Origin of the sequence: Klebsiella sp. JB_Kp042, from assembly GCF_040065275.1 — a bacterium.
GTDB classification, from domain to species: Bacteria; Pseudomonadota; Gammaproteobacteria; order Enterobacterales; family Enterobacteriaceae; genus Klebsiella; species Klebsiella quasipneumoniae.
This window is the reverse complement of sequence record NZ_JBEAJL010000027.1, coordinates 218,976-234,598: the sequence shown is the minus strand read 5'-3', so window position 1 is coordinate 234,598 and position 15,623 is coordinate 218,976. Positions and strand designations below refer to the sequence as shown.

The following is a 15,623-nucleotide window of genomic DNA, read 5'->3' as shown; positions in this document are numbered from 1 at the left end:
AGATGCGTGATCTGATCCTTCAACTCAGCAAAAGTTCGATTTATTCAACAAAGCCCAGAGTTATTTGAAATAACCTGCGCCATAACCCAGTCATTGCGCTTATCATCAAAAACAATTCTCTGCTCTGTTGCGGTCAGCATCGCCTCATAACAGGCTGTAAATTCGGCTTGCCGGTTAGTAAACATCCCTTCTGGCACACTCTCGTATCTCAGAAACTGGCTCGTATCACTGACACACATGAGTTTCTCAAACTGGCTATCGGTAAATTCGATTTGCACCACGGACTTGTCAGATTCCGGGATTTCACCACTCCCCAACCGAATGGAAGACTGATAGTCACAGTCGAGCCATGTCCAGAATAAGACCGGTATCAGCAGTTGCTTTTGCTGCTCAGCATCAAGAATGTGGCTGAACAAGAAAGGAAAAACACGGGTATCCCAGAAACGGAAAATCCCCTCCCGACCTTCATGTTGCACATCAACACAATCCCTCAGCCAATCAGCAAGCTGTTCAAACGACCAGCAAGAACCGCATATCAGCAGGGGAGCCGACTCCATCATTTCTGCTGCAAGGTTATGTAACCAGTGAACGTGTTCAGCGTCCGATAAATTCACCCGAACCAGTACAGGCGCATCCTCAGGATAAATATCTTCAGGTAGCCCATGATATAGCGACTGCCACATCATAGGGTTACGGAAAGTATTAAGTGCGGGCAGGACAGAGAAATTAACAGCACACTGATCGATTATCACATCAATATAGTCTATCTCGGCACGCTGGCAGGTTTTTCTGATTTTGTCTATCCACGGAGAAACTAAATCCATCTTTTACACCTCCCTTGGAACAAAACCCTGAGCGATTTCCTGTGCCCGTTTCAGACAATCTTTGCAGACCGATGATGGTAGTTCAGGCAACGGGAAATCCTGGCTCGCAGGGCCTTCCATGTTGTGTTGCCCTTTCATGCTTAACAGGCCAGGTCCATGAACCTTAATTTCTCCCTGAGATGTCAACTGGATGTAAGCGCCGCCACATGCAATAGTGATCCCGTTTTTTGCCGTTAGCTGCAGGTGACCTTGTGTTGACTGAACCGTGACGTCTTTCAGTGACGTAAGGGAGAGTGTGTCTGCGTGTGATTCTACTTCAAGTGGTCCTTTCGCCGAGACCAGCCGGATCCCTTCCTGTTGTGAAAGTAGCGAAATCGCTTTACTGGCGTTTACTGAATGGCGCTGCGCGGTTGCAATATTGACCTCTCCCAGACTTTGCAGGTAGAGGCCTTTACCACTGTGCATTAACGCAGTACCAGGGGTAACAGAAGCAACACCTTTAGGGGCCACCATCAATAAAGCCGCTTCTTTCAGGTTACTGGCACCATCAACAAAATCTCTCAGCGAATCTGCGTCCGGTGAAAAATTATGATGAATCTGGGCAATACTACCCCATTCGATTATCTGATTCAGCGCGCCTTTCAGCAGACTGACCGTTGGCTCCATCTCCAGTACCTGGCCCTGTGCCCTGGCCTGGCCGTCCGCGCTGATAAATATCCCTTTCTGCGCCCGGATGGCACCCCAGCTGTCGGTTCTCAACTCAAAGCCTTCGCCGCGCGGCTGCCTGTCGCTGTTCACCAGGTGCCCCAGATTCAGCTGGCTCTTGCCGCCATACTCCGTCGACACCTTGATATGCTCTTTCCCACGCTCATCGTCGAGGCGGATTTTGTTGTTGGCCGGGGTGCGCAGGACGTTACGTTTGTCATTGCGGATGGTGACGTGATCGCCGTGCGCCGAATCGTGGAGCACGCCCGCGATATACGGCCGGTCCGGGTTACCGTCCTCAAAGCCAATCGCCACCTCCGTCCCCGCCAGCAGCGGCAGGTGCAGGCCGTAAGTGTCTCCGGCATACGGCCGCGACTGGCGGACCCAGAGACTCTCGAACCCGGTCTCCCAGCGCGCCCGGTCAAACAGCATATTCACCCGGTAGCGCCCGTGTTTGTCGATATGCCCGTAGGTGTCGTTTTCCCGGGTGCTGGTCACGCGGGCCGGCAGCGTCCCGGCCATCACCGGGCGGGCGCCGGGCTCGGGCCGGTAGCCGACGTCCGGGCTGTCCGGTATGCCGGCAAACTCCACCGCAAAGTCGGCATCGCGCCGGGCGTGGCTGTGCATCGCCGTGATAAGCACGCCATCAGCAAACTCTCCAGCCACCTCCTCTCCGCCGGTCACCTTCAGCACCTGACCCGGGCAGAGCGTCGGGCAGCTGGTGGTGGCCTGCATCCGGGTCTGGCCGTTCAGATAACGCTCATGGCGAAGCCGGGCGTAAAACGCCCCGGACTCCGGCGCCGGATGGCGGTCATAGACATTCCCGGCGGTCAGGTAGTTATCTCCCCAGTGGTAAGCCTCACCAAAGGTAGTCGTCTCCCCGCGGGTGACATCCACCTGCGCGCTCATGTCCGCCGTCGCCTCGCGGTAGTTGTAATCGCGGGTACTGACCTGCTGCTCCACGACGCGGTGGCGGCATGCCATCTCCCACACCGCGTCCACCCCGGCCGACTGCTGCCCTGACGGCGGGACCGAAGGCAACGTCAGCCCCTTCTCATAGCCCTGCTGACTGTCGCAGAACTCCGCGACGTCGATGTGCAGCCGCGTGTCGGCGGTAAAGCGAAACCAGATCCCCACCTCACCCAGCAGCCGGGTGATAAAGCGCAGGTCATCCTCGCCGTACTGCATCACCTGCTCACGGCGCGGATACGTTTTTGTCAGTGAGAACAGAAAATCCTGACCGCGCAGGCCGTGGCGCTCGCGGAGGATTTTTTCCACAATCTGCGGAACGGACTGGTCCTGATAAATGGCGTTCTGGTGCGAGCGGTTAAGCAGCGCCAGGCGCGGCTGGATGGTCAGCGCGTAGTGCGTTTCATCCCTGGAGGTGCCGAGCCGTTCGAACCCCGTCACCACGCCCTGGATCACCCGCACGGGTTGCTGAACATTGATGCCGAAGCCCTGAGCTACCGGCGCCTGTAGCGTCAGGGAGGCTGCCTTCATCAGCATCATCTCTTTGCTGATGGCATGGTCTGCGCTGGTGAATTCGATACGATAGCGGAACGGCTGGCTCAGGGCTTCATCGCCCTCGAAGGCCAGCACATCAAGCCCGGCTTCACATCCCTTCACCGAAAGCAGATGGTGGTTGTGGCTGAACAACAACGATTTCACGCTACTCATCGGCGATTGCCCCCTCGTCAAACGCCATCACGATGCCTTCTTCTTCGTGATACCCCAGCGTCACATGGTTCGGTTTATGCCCCGCCGCCATGTGGCTCAATAGCTGCTGACTCAGCGCCGGCAGGATCTGCTGATTGAGCAGAATGTCGACGTTGCGGGCGCCGGTGTCCGGCAGCAGGCAGGCCTCGGTCAGCGCGTCGAACAGGCTCTCGCTGAGGGTGGTGGTCATCCCGTAATGGCAAGCCAGACGCTGACTCACCTGCCCGAGCTTCATGCCGACAATGGCGCGCAGCGCTGCCGCCGGCAGCGGACGGTAAATCACCGTCTGGAAGCGGGCCAGCAGCGCCGGCTGGAAGTGACCGCGCAGCACCGGGCGCAGCAGCTCGTGCAGGTCTGATTCGCTGGCTTCAGGCTGTGCATCCAGCAGCTGCATTAGCAGGTCACTGCCAAGGTTGGCGGTCATCAGGATCACTGTGTTGCGGAAGTCGATTTCACGCCCCTCGCCGTCGCGCATTACCCCCCGATCGAAGACCTGGTAGAACAGGTTCATCACATCGCGATGGGCCTTCTCCACCTCATCGAGCAGCACCACGCTGTAGGGGCGTTTGCGCACCGCCTCGGTCAGGATCCCGCCCTGGCCGTAGCCGATGTAGCCTGGCGGAGAACCCTTCAGCTGGCTGACGGTGTGCGGTTCCTGGTACTCGGAGAGATTGATGGTGATCAGCGCTTTCTCGCCGCCGAACAGCGCATCGGCGAGGGCGAGCGCCGTTTCCGTTTTGCCGGTGCCGCTCGGCCCGACCAGCAGGAACACCCCCTGCGGACCGTTCTCCGGCGTCAGGCCGGTTTTCGCGGCGCGCAGGCGCCGGGCAATGGCGCTCAGGGCCGACTCCTGGCCAACCACCCGTTTGCCGAGGCTCTGTTCCAGGCTCAGCAGCTCCGTCTGCTCATCCTTCATTAGCGAGGAGAGCGGCACGCCGGTCCAGTCGGCAATTACCGTCGCCACGGTGCGGACGTCGACGTCCAGCCCGAGTAGCGGATTGCCGTGCTGGGCGGCAGTAAGCGCGTTTTGCAGGTCGTTGATTTCCCCCTGGCGGGAGATATCGCGACGACATGCCCGCAGCGCCTCCGTCAGCTGCAGCTCCTGACCATATTGGGTTTCGAGGGTATCCAGCGCCAGGATAAGGCGGTTCTCCTCCTGCTCAATGAACGCCAGCCGTTCGCCGTGGGCGCTGTTGCCCAGCGCGATATCCTCCAGCAGCGCCTGCTTCTCCATCGCCAGCGCGGTGAGCTGTGCCTTCAGGCGGGTCAGCGGCTCTGGCACGGTATCAAGGCTCATGCGCAGGCGGGCGGAGGCGGTGTCGAGTAAATCCACCGCCTTGTCCGGCAGCTGGCGGCCGGTGAGATAGCGTCGTGACAGCGTCACGGCGGCACGCACCGCGTCATCCGTGATATGCACCCCGTGGTGGTGGGCATACCGGGGCTTCAGGCCGCGCAGCATCAGGCAGGCGGTGTCGTCGTCCGGCTCATCCACCTTGACCATCTGAAAGCGGCGCTCCAGCGCGGCATCGCGCTCGAAGTACTGCTTGTATTCACGCCAGGTGGTGGCGGCGATGGTCCGTAGTTCCCCCCGGGCCAGCGCCGGCTTTAACAGGTTGGCGGCATCCGCCCCGCCGGCCTGATTGCCCGCGCCGATAATCGTGTGCGCCTCGTCGATAAACAGCAGCACCGGCCCAGGCGACTGCTGCACCGCCTCAATGATATTTTTCAGCCGCTGCTCGAACTCGCCTTTGACCCCGGCGCCGGCCTGCAGCAATCCGAGGTCCAGGGTGCGCACCGACACCGGCTTCAGCGCGTCGGGGACGTTGCCTTCGGCAATGCGCAGCGCCAGGCCTTCCACCAGGGCGGTCTTGCCCACGCCCGGTTCACCGACGAGGATCGGGTTGTTTTTACGACGCCGGGAGAGAATATCCACCATCTGGCGGATTTCCGTGTCACGTCCGAACACCGGGTCAATCTGCCCGTCTCTGGCTTTGGCAGTGACGTCGAGAGTAAATTTGTCGAGGGCGTTCTGCAGCGCCGGGTTGGGCCCATCCGCGTTCGGTACCCCGTCCGCAGGACGCCCCACAAACTCCACGTCCCCGCCATGACGCTGCGCCAGCGCCGCCTCCTGCTGCGCTTGCGGACGTTCGTCGGACTGGGTATCCAGCAGGGGGCGCAGGCGTTCCAGCTGGCTCTGGCCCAGGGTTAACAGCGGCCACAGGCCATCGCACTGGATCAGATTCTGTTTTGCTACCAGCGCCATCAACAGGTGAACACTGCGGATCTGCGCTTCGCCGCTGAGCGAGGCAATCAGCCAGGCCTCCTGCATCAGCTTCAGGATAGCGCCAGATAGCTGAGGACGATGACGTACCGAGCGCGGCTGTTTATCCAGCCAGCTAAGCAGATCCTGCCATAGCGCATCCATATCCCATTCGTAGCGCCGCGCCAGCACCGTCAGATCGCCTTCCCCCTGTTCCAGCAGCTTGAGCAGCCAGTGCTCGGGCAGGATCTCAGCGTGCGCCCGGGACTGGCACAGCGAGGCCGCCCCCTCCATCGCGCGGGCACAGCAGGGATTAAGACGGCGTAACAGGCTGGCTGGATTTTCCATGAGATCCTCTCTTTATTGGTTCCGGACACGCTACCGCCCGTCGCTGTTCCCCAACAGGAACCCATAGCGCACAGGGTCAGGCAGGCAGATTGTGTTTTTCTTTGCTGAGTACCCGCATCTCAGGCATTCAGCAAAAAACGGCGGACAGAGAAACGCTGTCCGCATCAGGCGATGGCCCTCCTTACTCCCCGGTCGCATAGATAACGATGCGACCGGGGTGAGCGAACGCCGCCAACGCACCTCCGGCGCGAAGAATGACGGGCAATTACGCGGTAGCGCGTTCGTTCCAGCTATCGGAATGAATGATGTTGCCGTCTTTATAGGTCCAGATGATCTTCTCGTAGCGCAGCTCGATCTGTTCCAGATGGTTGTGCTTCTCGTAGGCAGGGTCTTTGATGTCGTGCATCAGGGGATTCACTTTCACCACCTTGACGTTCTCAAGCGTGGTGTTGAAATACTCCACTTCCTGGCCAGCATCGTTGATCCGGTACCACTTGAACTCGGCGGATTTCAGGGTCTGACCGGTGGTCACCGCCTTGTACAGGTAGGGGCTGGAGGAGTCGATCTCCTTGGTGAACAGGAAAGGCGTATGGATCCGCGTGCCGGTCAGTTTGCCGGTGTTGTTATCGGTCGGGATGTACAGGTTATGCTCCTGGGCCACCACTTCGATACTGCCTTCACGATCCTGAACGTCGACAGACCCTTTAATGTCCGCGCCGCCGTCGTCTTTCAGCCAAAGATAAACAGGAATTGCCATGGAATTACTCTCCATTGTGTAGTGAAGCGCCATCATCCTGGGATGACGCAGAGGGTTTGTCCGGTAACCGGCAGGCGTCGACCTGCGGCACCAGACTGATTTCGACACGTCGGTTCAGCGCCCGGCCTTCCGGCGTGTCGTTTGTTGCAATTGGGCGGCTTTCGCCATAGCCCTGAACGGCAAAGCAGCTATCCGGCACGTCGCCGGTATCGCGCATCCAGTCGCGGACCGATTCCGCGCGTTTCAGCGACAATAGCTGGTTGGCTTTTTCCTCACCGACGCTGTCGGTGTGGCCCGCCACCACGATCAGCCACCCGGGCCTGGCCTTAATGTCCACCAGCGAGTGGACAAGCCGCTTTGTCGAACCGGGTTTCAGTACCCATTTCCCGGTATCGAACAGCGACATGCTGTCAAGGCGGATGACGTGCGGCGCGACGCGCTGCACCGGCCTGGGGGGCGGTGGCGGCGGCACGTAGCGGCGAATAGCCTCCAGCAACGGCAGGCGAATCCGCTCCCCGCGATATAAGCCAAGACTCAGGCGCAGCGGGAGGCCGTTACGCGCCCAGCTATCCAGCAGCGCGGCATCTTCACGCAGCACCCTGACGGCGCTGGCTTTTGCCCCATAATCATCCATCGCGATCCGCTCATAACGGGCAATATCAGCGCCCACGCGCTGCAGCAGTTGTCGATTGTTCAAGCCACTGCTGAGCAGCGCGGCGACAGCCGCAAGAGTGAAAACAGCGAGCGCCGCGCGCCAGGCCCTGCCCCATGGCGTAAGCCCCCGTCCCGCCGGTAACTGCGACAGGATGAAATCCGGCAAGAATGGCGCATCCGGGGTGTCGGTCTCGCCTGGCTGCCAGCCAGCTACCCGCGTCAGGCCGGTATGCCGGGATAACCACCTCGTCCATGCCGACGACGCCAGGCTCCCGGCATGGGTGGGTCCGATCCCCCAAAGTACGGCCGCTGGGGTCAGGGGTGGCAGGTCTGCATTCTCCTCCGTTAACACGGCAAGGACGTGCCGTGCGAACCAGCCCATCAGGCTGTTCATTAACACCTGCTGCTGCAGCGCCGCCGCGCCGCCGACGCTCAACCAGGTCGACACAGAACAGGGGGCGCAGGAGGGCTGCCAGACTTTCACCGCCTCACCCGGGATCGCCGCCTGCCAGAGCAGACTGGGGCTCATCGCGCTGCCCACCTGCCCCTGCAGCGCCAGCGGTACGGCATACCCCGTCTGCTGACGCAGCTGGCTGATTTGCCAGCGCAGGGCCAGCAGGGCGCTGGTCAGCGCGTCGCTTTGCGCGTGCCGCTGCGGGCAGACGCAGAGCAGCACCGACAGCTGAGGCCCCCACTCCGGTCGCTGGCTTAATATCTGGCGCGCAACCTGCGGCAGCTCCTCCGTCTTTTCCACCCGGATCCAGCAGCCCTGTTTGACGACCCGCACCGGGGACGGCTGCGGCCAGACACTCGGCAGATCGCCGCAAACGAGGACTACCGGCTGGCGATAAGCGATCGCCGGAAGTTCGTGCAGGGTTGACGCGACCTGACGTTCGGCACCACGACGGGCAATACGCCAGATCGCGATAATCAGGGCCAGCGTGACCAACAGAATGAGCCACGCCCCCCAGCGGGGAACCGGCAAAAATAGCAGGCACACCAGCGCGCTCAGCAAGCCTGCCCACAGCGCCAGCCCGTGCTGCTGGGCGGGGCTCATTTCACCTCCCCCGGCAGCAGGGTCAGCAGCAGATGATCGAGCCAGTGGTTCAATCCCCACCACAGAGCCACGATCACCGCCACGCTCAGCCCTGCACGTACCGGCCAGGAGGCCAACCAGCCGCTTATCCCCAGTCCGGCGCGGCTCTCTATCAGCACCGGAGCGCCCTGCGGACAACGGAAAGGCGGGACATGTTCACTGAGCGCGTTGACCAGCTTCAGGCGCTCCGGGTCGTGGAGGGAGCGAAAGCTGCCAACAAAACCCAGCTGCATCACCCGCTGAAAACAGGTGACCACAGCCAGGTCGGGCGTCGGATCATGCAGAACCTCGCGCATCCGCTCGCACAGGGTGTCGCCGGCGTCCATGGTGCCGAGAAAATGCCCCTGCAGCGGAATGTCATACCACTGCAGGCAGGCATCATCCTCCACGCCGCGCCCTTTCACGACTTCATCGAGCAGCGCGCACTGGGCGGTGAGAATATGCTGACAGCTGACATCATCAAGCCCGCTCGCCTTCAGCTCAGTTTGCACGCGCTCGACATCAGCAATACACCGCTGCCATAGCCTGTACCCCTCCTCATCGCGGAACTGCGGGCCATGGCGCAGGCTGATAACCTGCAGCCAGGTGTTTTGCAGCAGCGCATCGATATCAATGGACGCGGCGTTGCCGCGTTGACGTTCATTCACGTTCGTAGTACCGCAAAAAGTTCAAGTTCAGGCTCGCCAAGCATCCCCGGGACGTAGAACATACAGGTACCGCTCTGCAGCATTTCCGTCGCCAGAGGATGGGACACATCGAGGCTGAAATACTGGTTTTCCAGACGCAGCGGGATCGCCGCCGGCACATGACGCAATGGCGTCAGGGGCACCCCTGTCCGCGAGGAGTTGACGATGGCTTTGACATGATCCGGACTGCCCACTTTGCACTGCCGCGGAAACTGTTCCTGCAGCTGGGCGACCGGTACCGACGAACGAACCGACAGATAGTAATCCGCCCCTTCCCGCAGCCGGGCATCGTGCAGACGCGCCTGCCAGAAGTGCAGCCGGGCATCATGCTCCAGGGCAATCGCTACCACCCGCGACGGCAGGCTCGCCTCCAGCAGGTCGCTGAGTAAATCAAACAGCGGCGGAAAAACCGCGTTCAGCTGGTCATGTTGATAGATCGGGACGGCATTCGCCTGATGGGTCAGCGAAAAGGTCAGCAGGCTGCCAGCCAGGCGCGCCAGCTCCGGATAGAGGCGTTCCGGCGGGCTTTGCCGGTAACGCAGAAAATAACCCAGCACCGGCTCAGCGCTGTTCAGCGCGTTCAGCAACCAGAACAGAGAGACATCGGCCACGGCAAAATCAGCCATCCGTTCATTGCTCTCGCGACGCATGGCCATCAGGCGCGTCAGACGAGCCCGGAGCTGAGTAAGCAGCAGTTCAAGCTGCGTCGCCAGCCAGCGGCTGCCCTGAATCTGCAGCAGCGGCGGGAGAAACGTCTCGTCGATGAGCCAGGCCCCCTGCGAATCCCGCAGCAGGCGTACCACCGGACAGGTCAGGTAATCGCTGTTATCCTGATGGGCGAAACGGAGGGACAGCTCCGGCTGCATGACGGCAATCTGCCGGGTATCATCCCCGAACTGGTTGCGGACATCGCGCCAGCGCTGCCGGAAGCGCACCGGCCTTTCGGCCACATCATCAGGCTTCAGGCAGTTGCCGCCATTGGCCTTCATCAGAGGCAGCGCCAGCATCACCACTCCCGTGCGGGATTCGCCCTCCAGCGACAAAGCCGGCGGCAGCGCATCGGCATTGTCCGTATCAATCATCGTGCCATCCTGGAACCGGACCTGCAGCCTGTGAGCCTGCAGGCGGCCCAGTTTGAGCATCTCTGGTTCGAAGGTCGCCTCAACCACTCCCCAGGGGTGGTTGAGGCCCATCCGGGCAATCGCTTCCGCAGCCCAGGCGGCATACGCAGCCTGCTGTTGAAAATGCTGGGGCGACACCATAATGCCCCGGCCCCATAACGGACGTTCGGTTTTCATCATCGTCCGACCCTACGCCTTCGCCTTCGGCATCTGGCTGACCAGCGACAGATTGACGTCCAGCCCCTCGACCTGGAAGTGCGGCACGGCGTACAGCTTCACGCGGAAGAAGCCCGGGTTGTCCTCGATATCTTCCACCACCACGCTGGCATCGCGCAGCGGATGGGAGGCCTGCAGCTCGTCGCCCGGATCGGTCATTTCGGTGACCAGGCTCCGCACCCAGGTGTTCAGCTCCAGCTCCAGCAGACGCCGGTCCTTGGTGGTGCCGATATTCTCGCGCTGGATCATCTTCAGGTAGTGCGCGATGCGCGACAGCAGGAAGATATAAGGCAGACGCGCGTTGATGCGGCTGTTGGCGGTAGCGTCGGCGGTATCGTACAGCGCCGGTTTTTGCGCGGAGTTGGCCGAGAAGAAGCAGGCGTAATCGCGATTTTTGTAGTACGACAGTGGAATGAAGCCCAGGCTGGCGAACTCAAACTCCCGCGTTTCCGGGATCATCACCTCGGAAGGGATCTTCACCTGATTGCCGGTGCCCAGATCGTACAGATGGATGGGCAGATCTTTCACCGCGCCGCCGGCCTGCGGGCCGCGGATCTGCACGCACCAGCCGTTATTGACAAAGCTCTTCACCATATTGGAGGCGAAAGAGAACGCCGCGCTGGTCCAGAGATACTTTTCGTGGTCCGGCCCCTTCACCTGCTCGACATAGTTAAAGCTGCGCACCGGCACGGTGTCCGGACCATACGGCAGACGACCCAGCACGCGCGGCATCACCAGGCCGATGTAGCGGGCGTCGTCGGTTTCCCGAAACGCTTTCCAGCGAATATATTCCGCACGTTCGAAGTAGTTACCGATATCTTTGATGGCGGCGACCTCTTCCATGGTCTCTTTCAGGAAGAAAGCCGGGCCGACGGCGCCGATAAACGGCATGTGGGCGGCAGCGGAAACCCGGGAGATATTGCGCAACAGCGCCACGTCCTGCGCGCTGGCGTCGAACTCATAGGCCGAGATCAGCGAGCCGATCGGCTCGCCGCCGGGGGTGTCGTACTCCGCGGTGTAGGTGTGCCAGTAAAGGCCGCTCTGAATCAGCTCCGGCGCATCCTCAAAGTCCTGACGCAGATCGTCCTTTGAGACGTCGAGGATCTCCGTTTTCACGTTCTGGCGGTAGTCGGTGTTGTCCACCAGCTGTTTGAGGCCGCGCCACAGGGATTCGACCTGCTGAAACTCCGGATGGTGCATCACTGCGTCCAGCTGGCGGCTTATCTGGAAATCCAGTTCAGCGATATGGTGGTCAATCAGCGTTTTATCGAGCTTTTCCACCCGCTGGCCGGACTGGCGGATGCGCTCCATAAACACCTGCATCGCCGCGGTCAGACGCTCCGCCGCCGGCGCCTCGGAGAGCGCGGCATCGTCCAGAAAGTCGTTGATGTCCCCGAGGCGAGCGGCCGGGGCGAGATTGATTTTTTCAAACAGCGACGCGTAAACGCCCTCGCTCGCCGTGTTTTCCTGCAGCGCGGTTTGCCCCTGAACAGGGCTGTTTTCTGTGGTAACAGACATTAGCATTTTCCCGGTTATTCCATTAACAGACTTGCCCCGCCATTATTTCGGAGCAAGCGCACTCATTTCGTCGCGTAATTCCTGTGACAGCGCCGGATCTTTCAGAATTGCCTCGAGCTCTTTTCTGAAAGTGGCGTTATCAAGCAGATTGGATTTGAGATCGCGTAATAAGTTACGCATCGCCAGCATGGCGCGGAGTTGTGGAATTTGCCGGGCAATCTGCTCCGGTTCAAAATCGTTGATATCGGTAAAACGCAGCCTGACGTTCTCCTCTTCGCCATTGCCAGCCAGCGTATTCGGCACCGAGAGATTCACCTCCGGGCTAAATTCCGAAAGTACGCTGTTAAAGTTATTTTTATTGACGTTAATTTTTTCTCTTTCCGATAATGGCCGGTTTTCTTTACCGTGACTAAAATCGCCAATGGTAAGTAGCTTTAATGGCAGCTCAACTTTTTTTTGCACGCCGCCGGTGTGGAGAGATAATTTGAGATTAATGCGAGCCTTAGGCACTTCATTCTGGAACGTATCAGCCATAGCAGTTCCTTTCCTCAGGGAATAATTATTGAAGAGTTGACGGTAAAAACCTGAGGATAATAAAACAGAAATAGATTATCGATCAACTTAACAAGAAGATTTATTGAATATACTCACAAGGTGAATGATTTCATTTTCTCTTAGCGCCAAAATAAATATTTAATAAATAAATACAAAACCTAAAACAATCATAAAAATAAATTACATCCCAAAGAGAAATATAAGAATAAACATAGCGATAACAGCACCTGGAATTAAATCATCCCCTCGCAACGCAATTTATCGTCACCCGCGCGGCAAAACATTCAAGAGCAACCTTTTTCTCAGCAACTGGTTTGCGCTAACCGGCCAGCGAACGTGGCGAGGAATGACCGCGGACCCAGCGATATGTTCCTCCGCAGACAGTCGTCAGTGGCTGAAGAGCCTATTTTCTGGGCGACTGACCACAGCGCGATGGCGAAAAAAGTTGTCGTTACCAAAAAAATATGAACCCGGTTACAAGATGTGCACGCCACCGTCATCGGCATCCTGAGGAGGTCGCATTCTGCGGATCGCCAGGCTATATCTATGACACCTTTCTCCCACAACGAGTAAAAATAATGAGCAAGAAGATCCTGATGCTGGTCGGCGATTACGCCGAAGATTACGAAACGATGGTCCCTTTTCAGGCACTGCAGATGATTGGCCACCAGGTCGATGCCGTCTGCCCGGATAAAGCCGCCGGCGACTATGTGATGACGGCGATCCATGATTTTGACGGAGCCCAGACCTACAGCGAAAAGCCGGGGCACCGCTTCACCCTGAACGCCGATTTTGCCGCGGTGAAGGCCGAGGATTACGACGCGCTACTGATCCCCGGCGGCCGCGCGCCAGAGTATCTGCGTCTGAACGAACAGGTCATTAAACTGGTCCAGGCGTTCGACGCCGCGCGTAAACCTATCGCCGCCGTCTGCCACGGGCCACAGCTGCTGGCCGCCGCCGGGATTCTGCAGGGGCGGACCTGCAGCGCCTATCCGGCCTGCGCCCCGGAGGTGCGCCTGAGCGGCGGGCATTATGCCGATATCGGTATCGATCAGGCGCATGTTGACGGCAATCTGGTCACCGCCCCCGCCTGGCCGGCACACCCGCAGTGGCTGGCGAAGTTCGCCGCCCTGCTGGCGGAGTAACGCATTTTCTCTGACTAAGTGAATGGACTATCGCCGCGCTGGCGCTCTCTTTGTTACCGGCCCGGCGGTTTTCGAACGGCCGTTTCCGCTGCCGCCAAATCTGATTCAGCTCAGCGAAACGCTGGCCGGATTGTCTCCTCGCCTCAGATGCGCATTCCCCCTGAAACTTCAATGCGCTGGGCATTAACCCAGCGATGATCATCGGATAACAGCGAGGCGATCATCGGCCCGATATCCTCTGGCACCCCCGGTCGGCCAAGCGCCGTCATGTTCGCCACCGCCGGAGCGACCTGCGGGTTATCCCGCACCACCCCGCCGCTGAAATCCGTGGCGATGGCGCCCGGCGCCACGCAGTTCACCGTGATCCCGCGGCCGCCCAGCTCAAACGCCATATAACGGGTCAGGGTTTCCACCGCAGACTTCATGACTGCATAGGGCGCCCGATTCGCCATCACGATACGGGTCAGTCCGGACGAGATATTCACAATTCGCCCGCCATCGGCCAGCAGCGGCAATAATTTTTGGCTGAGGAAAAAAACACCCTTCACATGGATGCGATAAAGCGCATCGAGCTCCGCTTCGGTAGCGTTCAGAAACCCCATGCAGCTGGCATTGCCGGCATTATTGACCAGGTAATGAAACCGATCGGCCCCCAGCTCCGCCAGGGCCGCCTGAAAGGTGCTGACAAACCCGTCAAAGGTGTCGGTTTCGCCGGCGCTGAAGGGCAGCGCGATCGCCCGCGAGCCCTGGGCTTCAACCCACGCGACCACATCGGTCGCCTCGGCGAAATGCGCGTTGTAGGTCAATACCACATTCACGCCGCGCTGAGCCAGCGCTTCAACGGTCGCGCGGCCCAGGCCACGGCTGCCGCCTGTCACCAGGGCGATTTTTGCGCTATTGTTCATGTTTTCCCCTTTTATCTCTGCTGAAAACATGAGCGATTATAGGCCTCTGAATGCCGACGATAAGACCACATGGTGCGACAGGATTGTTTTGCCAGCTGGAACAATGTCATGGATAAACTGGATACCCTGACCCTGTTCGTGCGTATCGTCGAACGGGGTTCGTTCAGCGCTGCCGCCGCGGATCTGGGTTTTTCCCGGCCGGTGGCGACCGCGGCCATTAAGGCGCTGGAGGCCAGCCTTGGGGCGCGCCTGCTGCAGCGCACCACCCGGCACGTGCAGCCGACGGCGGAGGGGGCGCTGTATTATCAGCGCTGCGTCTCCATCCTGGCGGCCCTGGAGGGGGCCAACCGCAGCGCCGGAGGGAGCATCTCTGGCACCCTCCGGGTGGACGTGGCGGGCAATCTGGCGCGAACCCTGCTGCTGCCCGCGCTACCGCAGTTTCTCGCCCGCTATCCGGCCATTACCTTGCAGATTGGCGAAAGCGAGCGCGACGTCGATCTGGTCCGCGAAGGGGTAGATTGCGTCATTCGCGGCGGCCATCTTCCCGATAGCGAGATGATTTGCCGGCCGCTCGCCATGCTGCAGGAGATCACCTGCGCCAGCCCGGCCTACCTCGCCCGGTACGGTACCCCGCATACGATTGACGAGCTGGCGGGACACGTGACGATCGGTTTTGTTTCATCGCGCACGCACCGTACCTTGCCGCTCAGTTTTACCCTGGATGGCCGCCAGACCGAGGTCAGTTTGCCCTGTCGGCTGCTGACTTCCGATGCCGACGTCGGCGCCGAAGCGGCCAGGCTGGGCTTTGGCCTGTATCAGGCCCCCTTGTCCCGCCTTGAGGCCGATCTGGCATCCGGTGGGTTAACGGAGGTGCTGGCTGATTTTCGCCCTGCGCCGCTGCCGCTCTCCCTGCTCTATCCCAGCAGCCGGCAGCTCTCTGCCCGGGTACAGGTATTTATCGACTGGGTGACGGCGCTGATGAAGGCGCCCCTGGCTCAGCAGGCATCCGGAAGGCTAAAATAACGATTGCTATTATTTGCGGCTCGTGCGTTAATCATTAAGTCGATTTACCAGACGAAAAATTATTATCGAAGCACGTGTTCTCATCTCCAGGCGT

12 protein-coding genes are annotated in these 15,623 nt (G+C 59.8%); 2 read left to right on the top strand and 10 right to left on the bottom strand.

From position 1 onward, the window contains the following. Positions 1 to 44: 44 nt before the first annotated feature. From ABLV54_RS11105 to tssB, 9 genes are all read right to left on the bottom strand, one after another. On the bottom strand, positions 45 to 824 hold the full coding sequence (locus tag ABLV54_RS11105; RefSeq protein ID WP_101881186.1) for a DUF4123 domain-containing protein: 780 nt from the start codon (positions 822 to 824) through the stop codon (positions 45 to 47). Positions 825 to 827: 3 nt separating this feature from the next. After that, entirely contained in the window at positions 828 to 3,197 is a 2,370-nt protein-coding gene (gene vgrG, locus ABLV54_RS11100; protein ID WP_164481537.1) for a type VI secretion system Vgr family protein, read from the bottom strand. A gap of 1 nt (position 3,198) precedes the next feature. Further along, on the bottom strand, positions 3,199 to 5,853 hold the full coding sequence (gene tssH / locus ABLV54_RS11095) for a type VI secretion system ATPase TssH (protein WP_123822718.1): 2,655 nt from the start codon (positions 5,851 to 5,853) through the stop codon (positions 3,199 to 3,201). 265 nt (positions 5,854 to 6,118) lie between these two features. Beyond that, positions 6,119 to 6,610, bottom strand: a complete 492-nt coding sequence (gene hcp, locus ABLV54_RS11090) for a type VI secretion system effector Hcp (RefSeq protein WP_023289393.1) — start codon at positions 6,608 to 6,610, stop codon at positions 6,119 to 6,121. Between the two features lie 4 nt (positions 6,611 to 6,614). Next, positions 6,615 to 8,321: an OmpA family protein gene (locus ABLV54_RS11085; RefSeq protein WP_101881189.1), complete on the bottom strand. Its 1,707-nt coding sequence runs from the start codon at positions 8,319 to 8,321 to the stop codon at positions 6,615 to 6,617. Continuing rightward, positions 8,318 to 9,007 (bottom strand): type VI secretion system protein TssL, short form, encoded by a 690-nt coding sequence (gene tssL, locus ABLV54_RS11080; RefSeq protein ID WP_101881190.1) that lies wholly within the window; start codon positions 9,005 to 9,007, stop codon positions 8,318 to 8,320. The genes ABLV54_RS11085 and tssL overlap by 4 nt, the downstream gene beginning before the upstream one ends. Beyond that, complete coding sequence (gene tssK, locus ABLV54_RS11075; RefSeq protein WP_164481510.1) at positions 9,004 to 10,347, bottom strand: type VI secretion system baseplate subunit TssK; 1,344 nt, start codon at positions 10,345 to 10,347, stop codon at positions 9,004 to 9,006. Before tssK ends, tssL begins: the two co-directional genes overlap by 4 nt. A gap of 9 nt (positions 10,348 to 10,356) precedes the next feature. Beyond that, positions 10,357 to 11,901, bottom strand: coding sequence for a type VI secretion system contractile sheath large subunit (gene tssC / locus ABLV54_RS11070; protein WP_044522514.1), 1,545 nt, complete (start codon positions 11,899 to 11,901; stop codon positions 10,357 to 10,359). Between the two features lie 42 nt (positions 11,902 to 11,943). After that, on the bottom strand, positions 11,944 to 12,435 hold the full coding sequence (tssB, locus tag ABLV54_RS11065) for a type VI secretion system contractile sheath small subunit (protein WP_023289388.1): 492 nt from the start codon (positions 12,433 to 12,435) through the stop codon (positions 11,944 to 11,946). A gap of 599 nt (positions 12,436 to 13,034) precedes the next feature. Here tssB and ABLV54_RS11060 point away from each other — a divergent pair. Next, the gene (locus tag ABLV54_RS11060) at positions 13,035 to 13,601 is read left to right on the top strand and encodes a DJ-1/PfpI family protein (protein WP_023289387.1); all 567 of its coding nucleotides are present in this window, start codon (positions 13,035 to 13,037) and stop codon (positions 13,599 to 13,601) included. A gap of 143 nt (positions 13,602 to 13,744) precedes the next feature. Here ABLV54_RS11060 and ABLV54_RS11055 read toward each other — a convergent pair whose 3' ends face one another. Continuing rightward, on the bottom strand, positions 13,745 to 14,506 hold the full coding sequence (locus tag ABLV54_RS11055; protein WP_248860859.1) for an SDR family oxidoreductase: 762 nt from the start codon (positions 14,504 to 14,506) through the stop codon (positions 13,745 to 13,747). A gap of 108 nt (positions 14,507 to 14,614) precedes the next feature. On the opposite strand from ABLV54_RS11055, the gene ABLV54_RS11050 reads away from it, so the two are divergent. Beyond that, on the top strand, positions 14,615 to 15,529 hold the full coding sequence (locus ABLV54_RS11050; protein WP_050533901.1) for a LysR family transcriptional regulator: 915 nt from the start codon (positions 14,615 to 14,617) through the stop codon (positions 15,527 to 15,529). Positions 15,530 to 15,623: the final 94 nt, after the last annotated feature.

Excerpts from the sequence above, each read along its gene's own strand:
- hcp (WP_023289393.1), bottom strand. The coding sequence starts at position 6,610 with ATGGCAATTCCTGTTTATCTTTGGCTGAAAGACGACGGCGGCGCGGAC.
- tssC (WP_044522514.1), bottom strand. The coding sequence starts at position 11,901 with ATGTCTGTTACCACAGAAAACAGCCCTGTTCAGGGGCAAACCGCGCTG.
- tssK (WP_164481510.1), bottom strand. The coding sequence starts at position 10,347 with ATGATGAAAACCGAACGTCCGTTATGGGGCCGGGGCATTATGGTGTCG.
- ABLV54_RS11050 (WP_050533901.1), top strand. The coding sequence starts at position 14,615 with ATGGATAAACTGGATACCCTGACCCTGTTCGTGCGTATCGTCGAACGG.
- tssB (WP_023289388.1), bottom strand. The coding sequence starts at position 12,435 with ATGGCTGATACGTTCCAGAATGAAGTGCCTAAGGCTCGCATTAATCTC.
- ABLV54_RS11055 (WP_248860859.1), bottom strand. The coding sequence starts at position 14,506 with ATGAACAATAGCGCAAAAATCGCCCTGGTGACAGGCGGCAGCCGTGGC.
- tssH (WP_123822718.1), bottom strand. The coding sequence starts at position 5,853 with ATGGAAAATCCAGCCAGCCTGTTACGCCGTCTTAATCCCTGCTGTGCC.
- ABLV54_RS11085 (WP_101881189.1), bottom strand. The coding sequence starts at position 8,321 with ATGAGCCCCGCCCAGCAGCACGGGCTGGCGCTGTGGGCAGGCTTGCTG.
- ABLV54_RS11060 (WP_023289387.1), top strand. The coding sequence starts at position 13,035 with ATGAGCAAGAAGATCCTGATGCTGGTCGGCGATTACGCCGAAGATTAC.
- ABLV54_RS11105 (WP_101881186.1), bottom strand. The coding sequence starts at position 824 with ATGGATTTAGTTTCTCCGTGGATAGACAAAATCAGAAAAACCTGCCAG.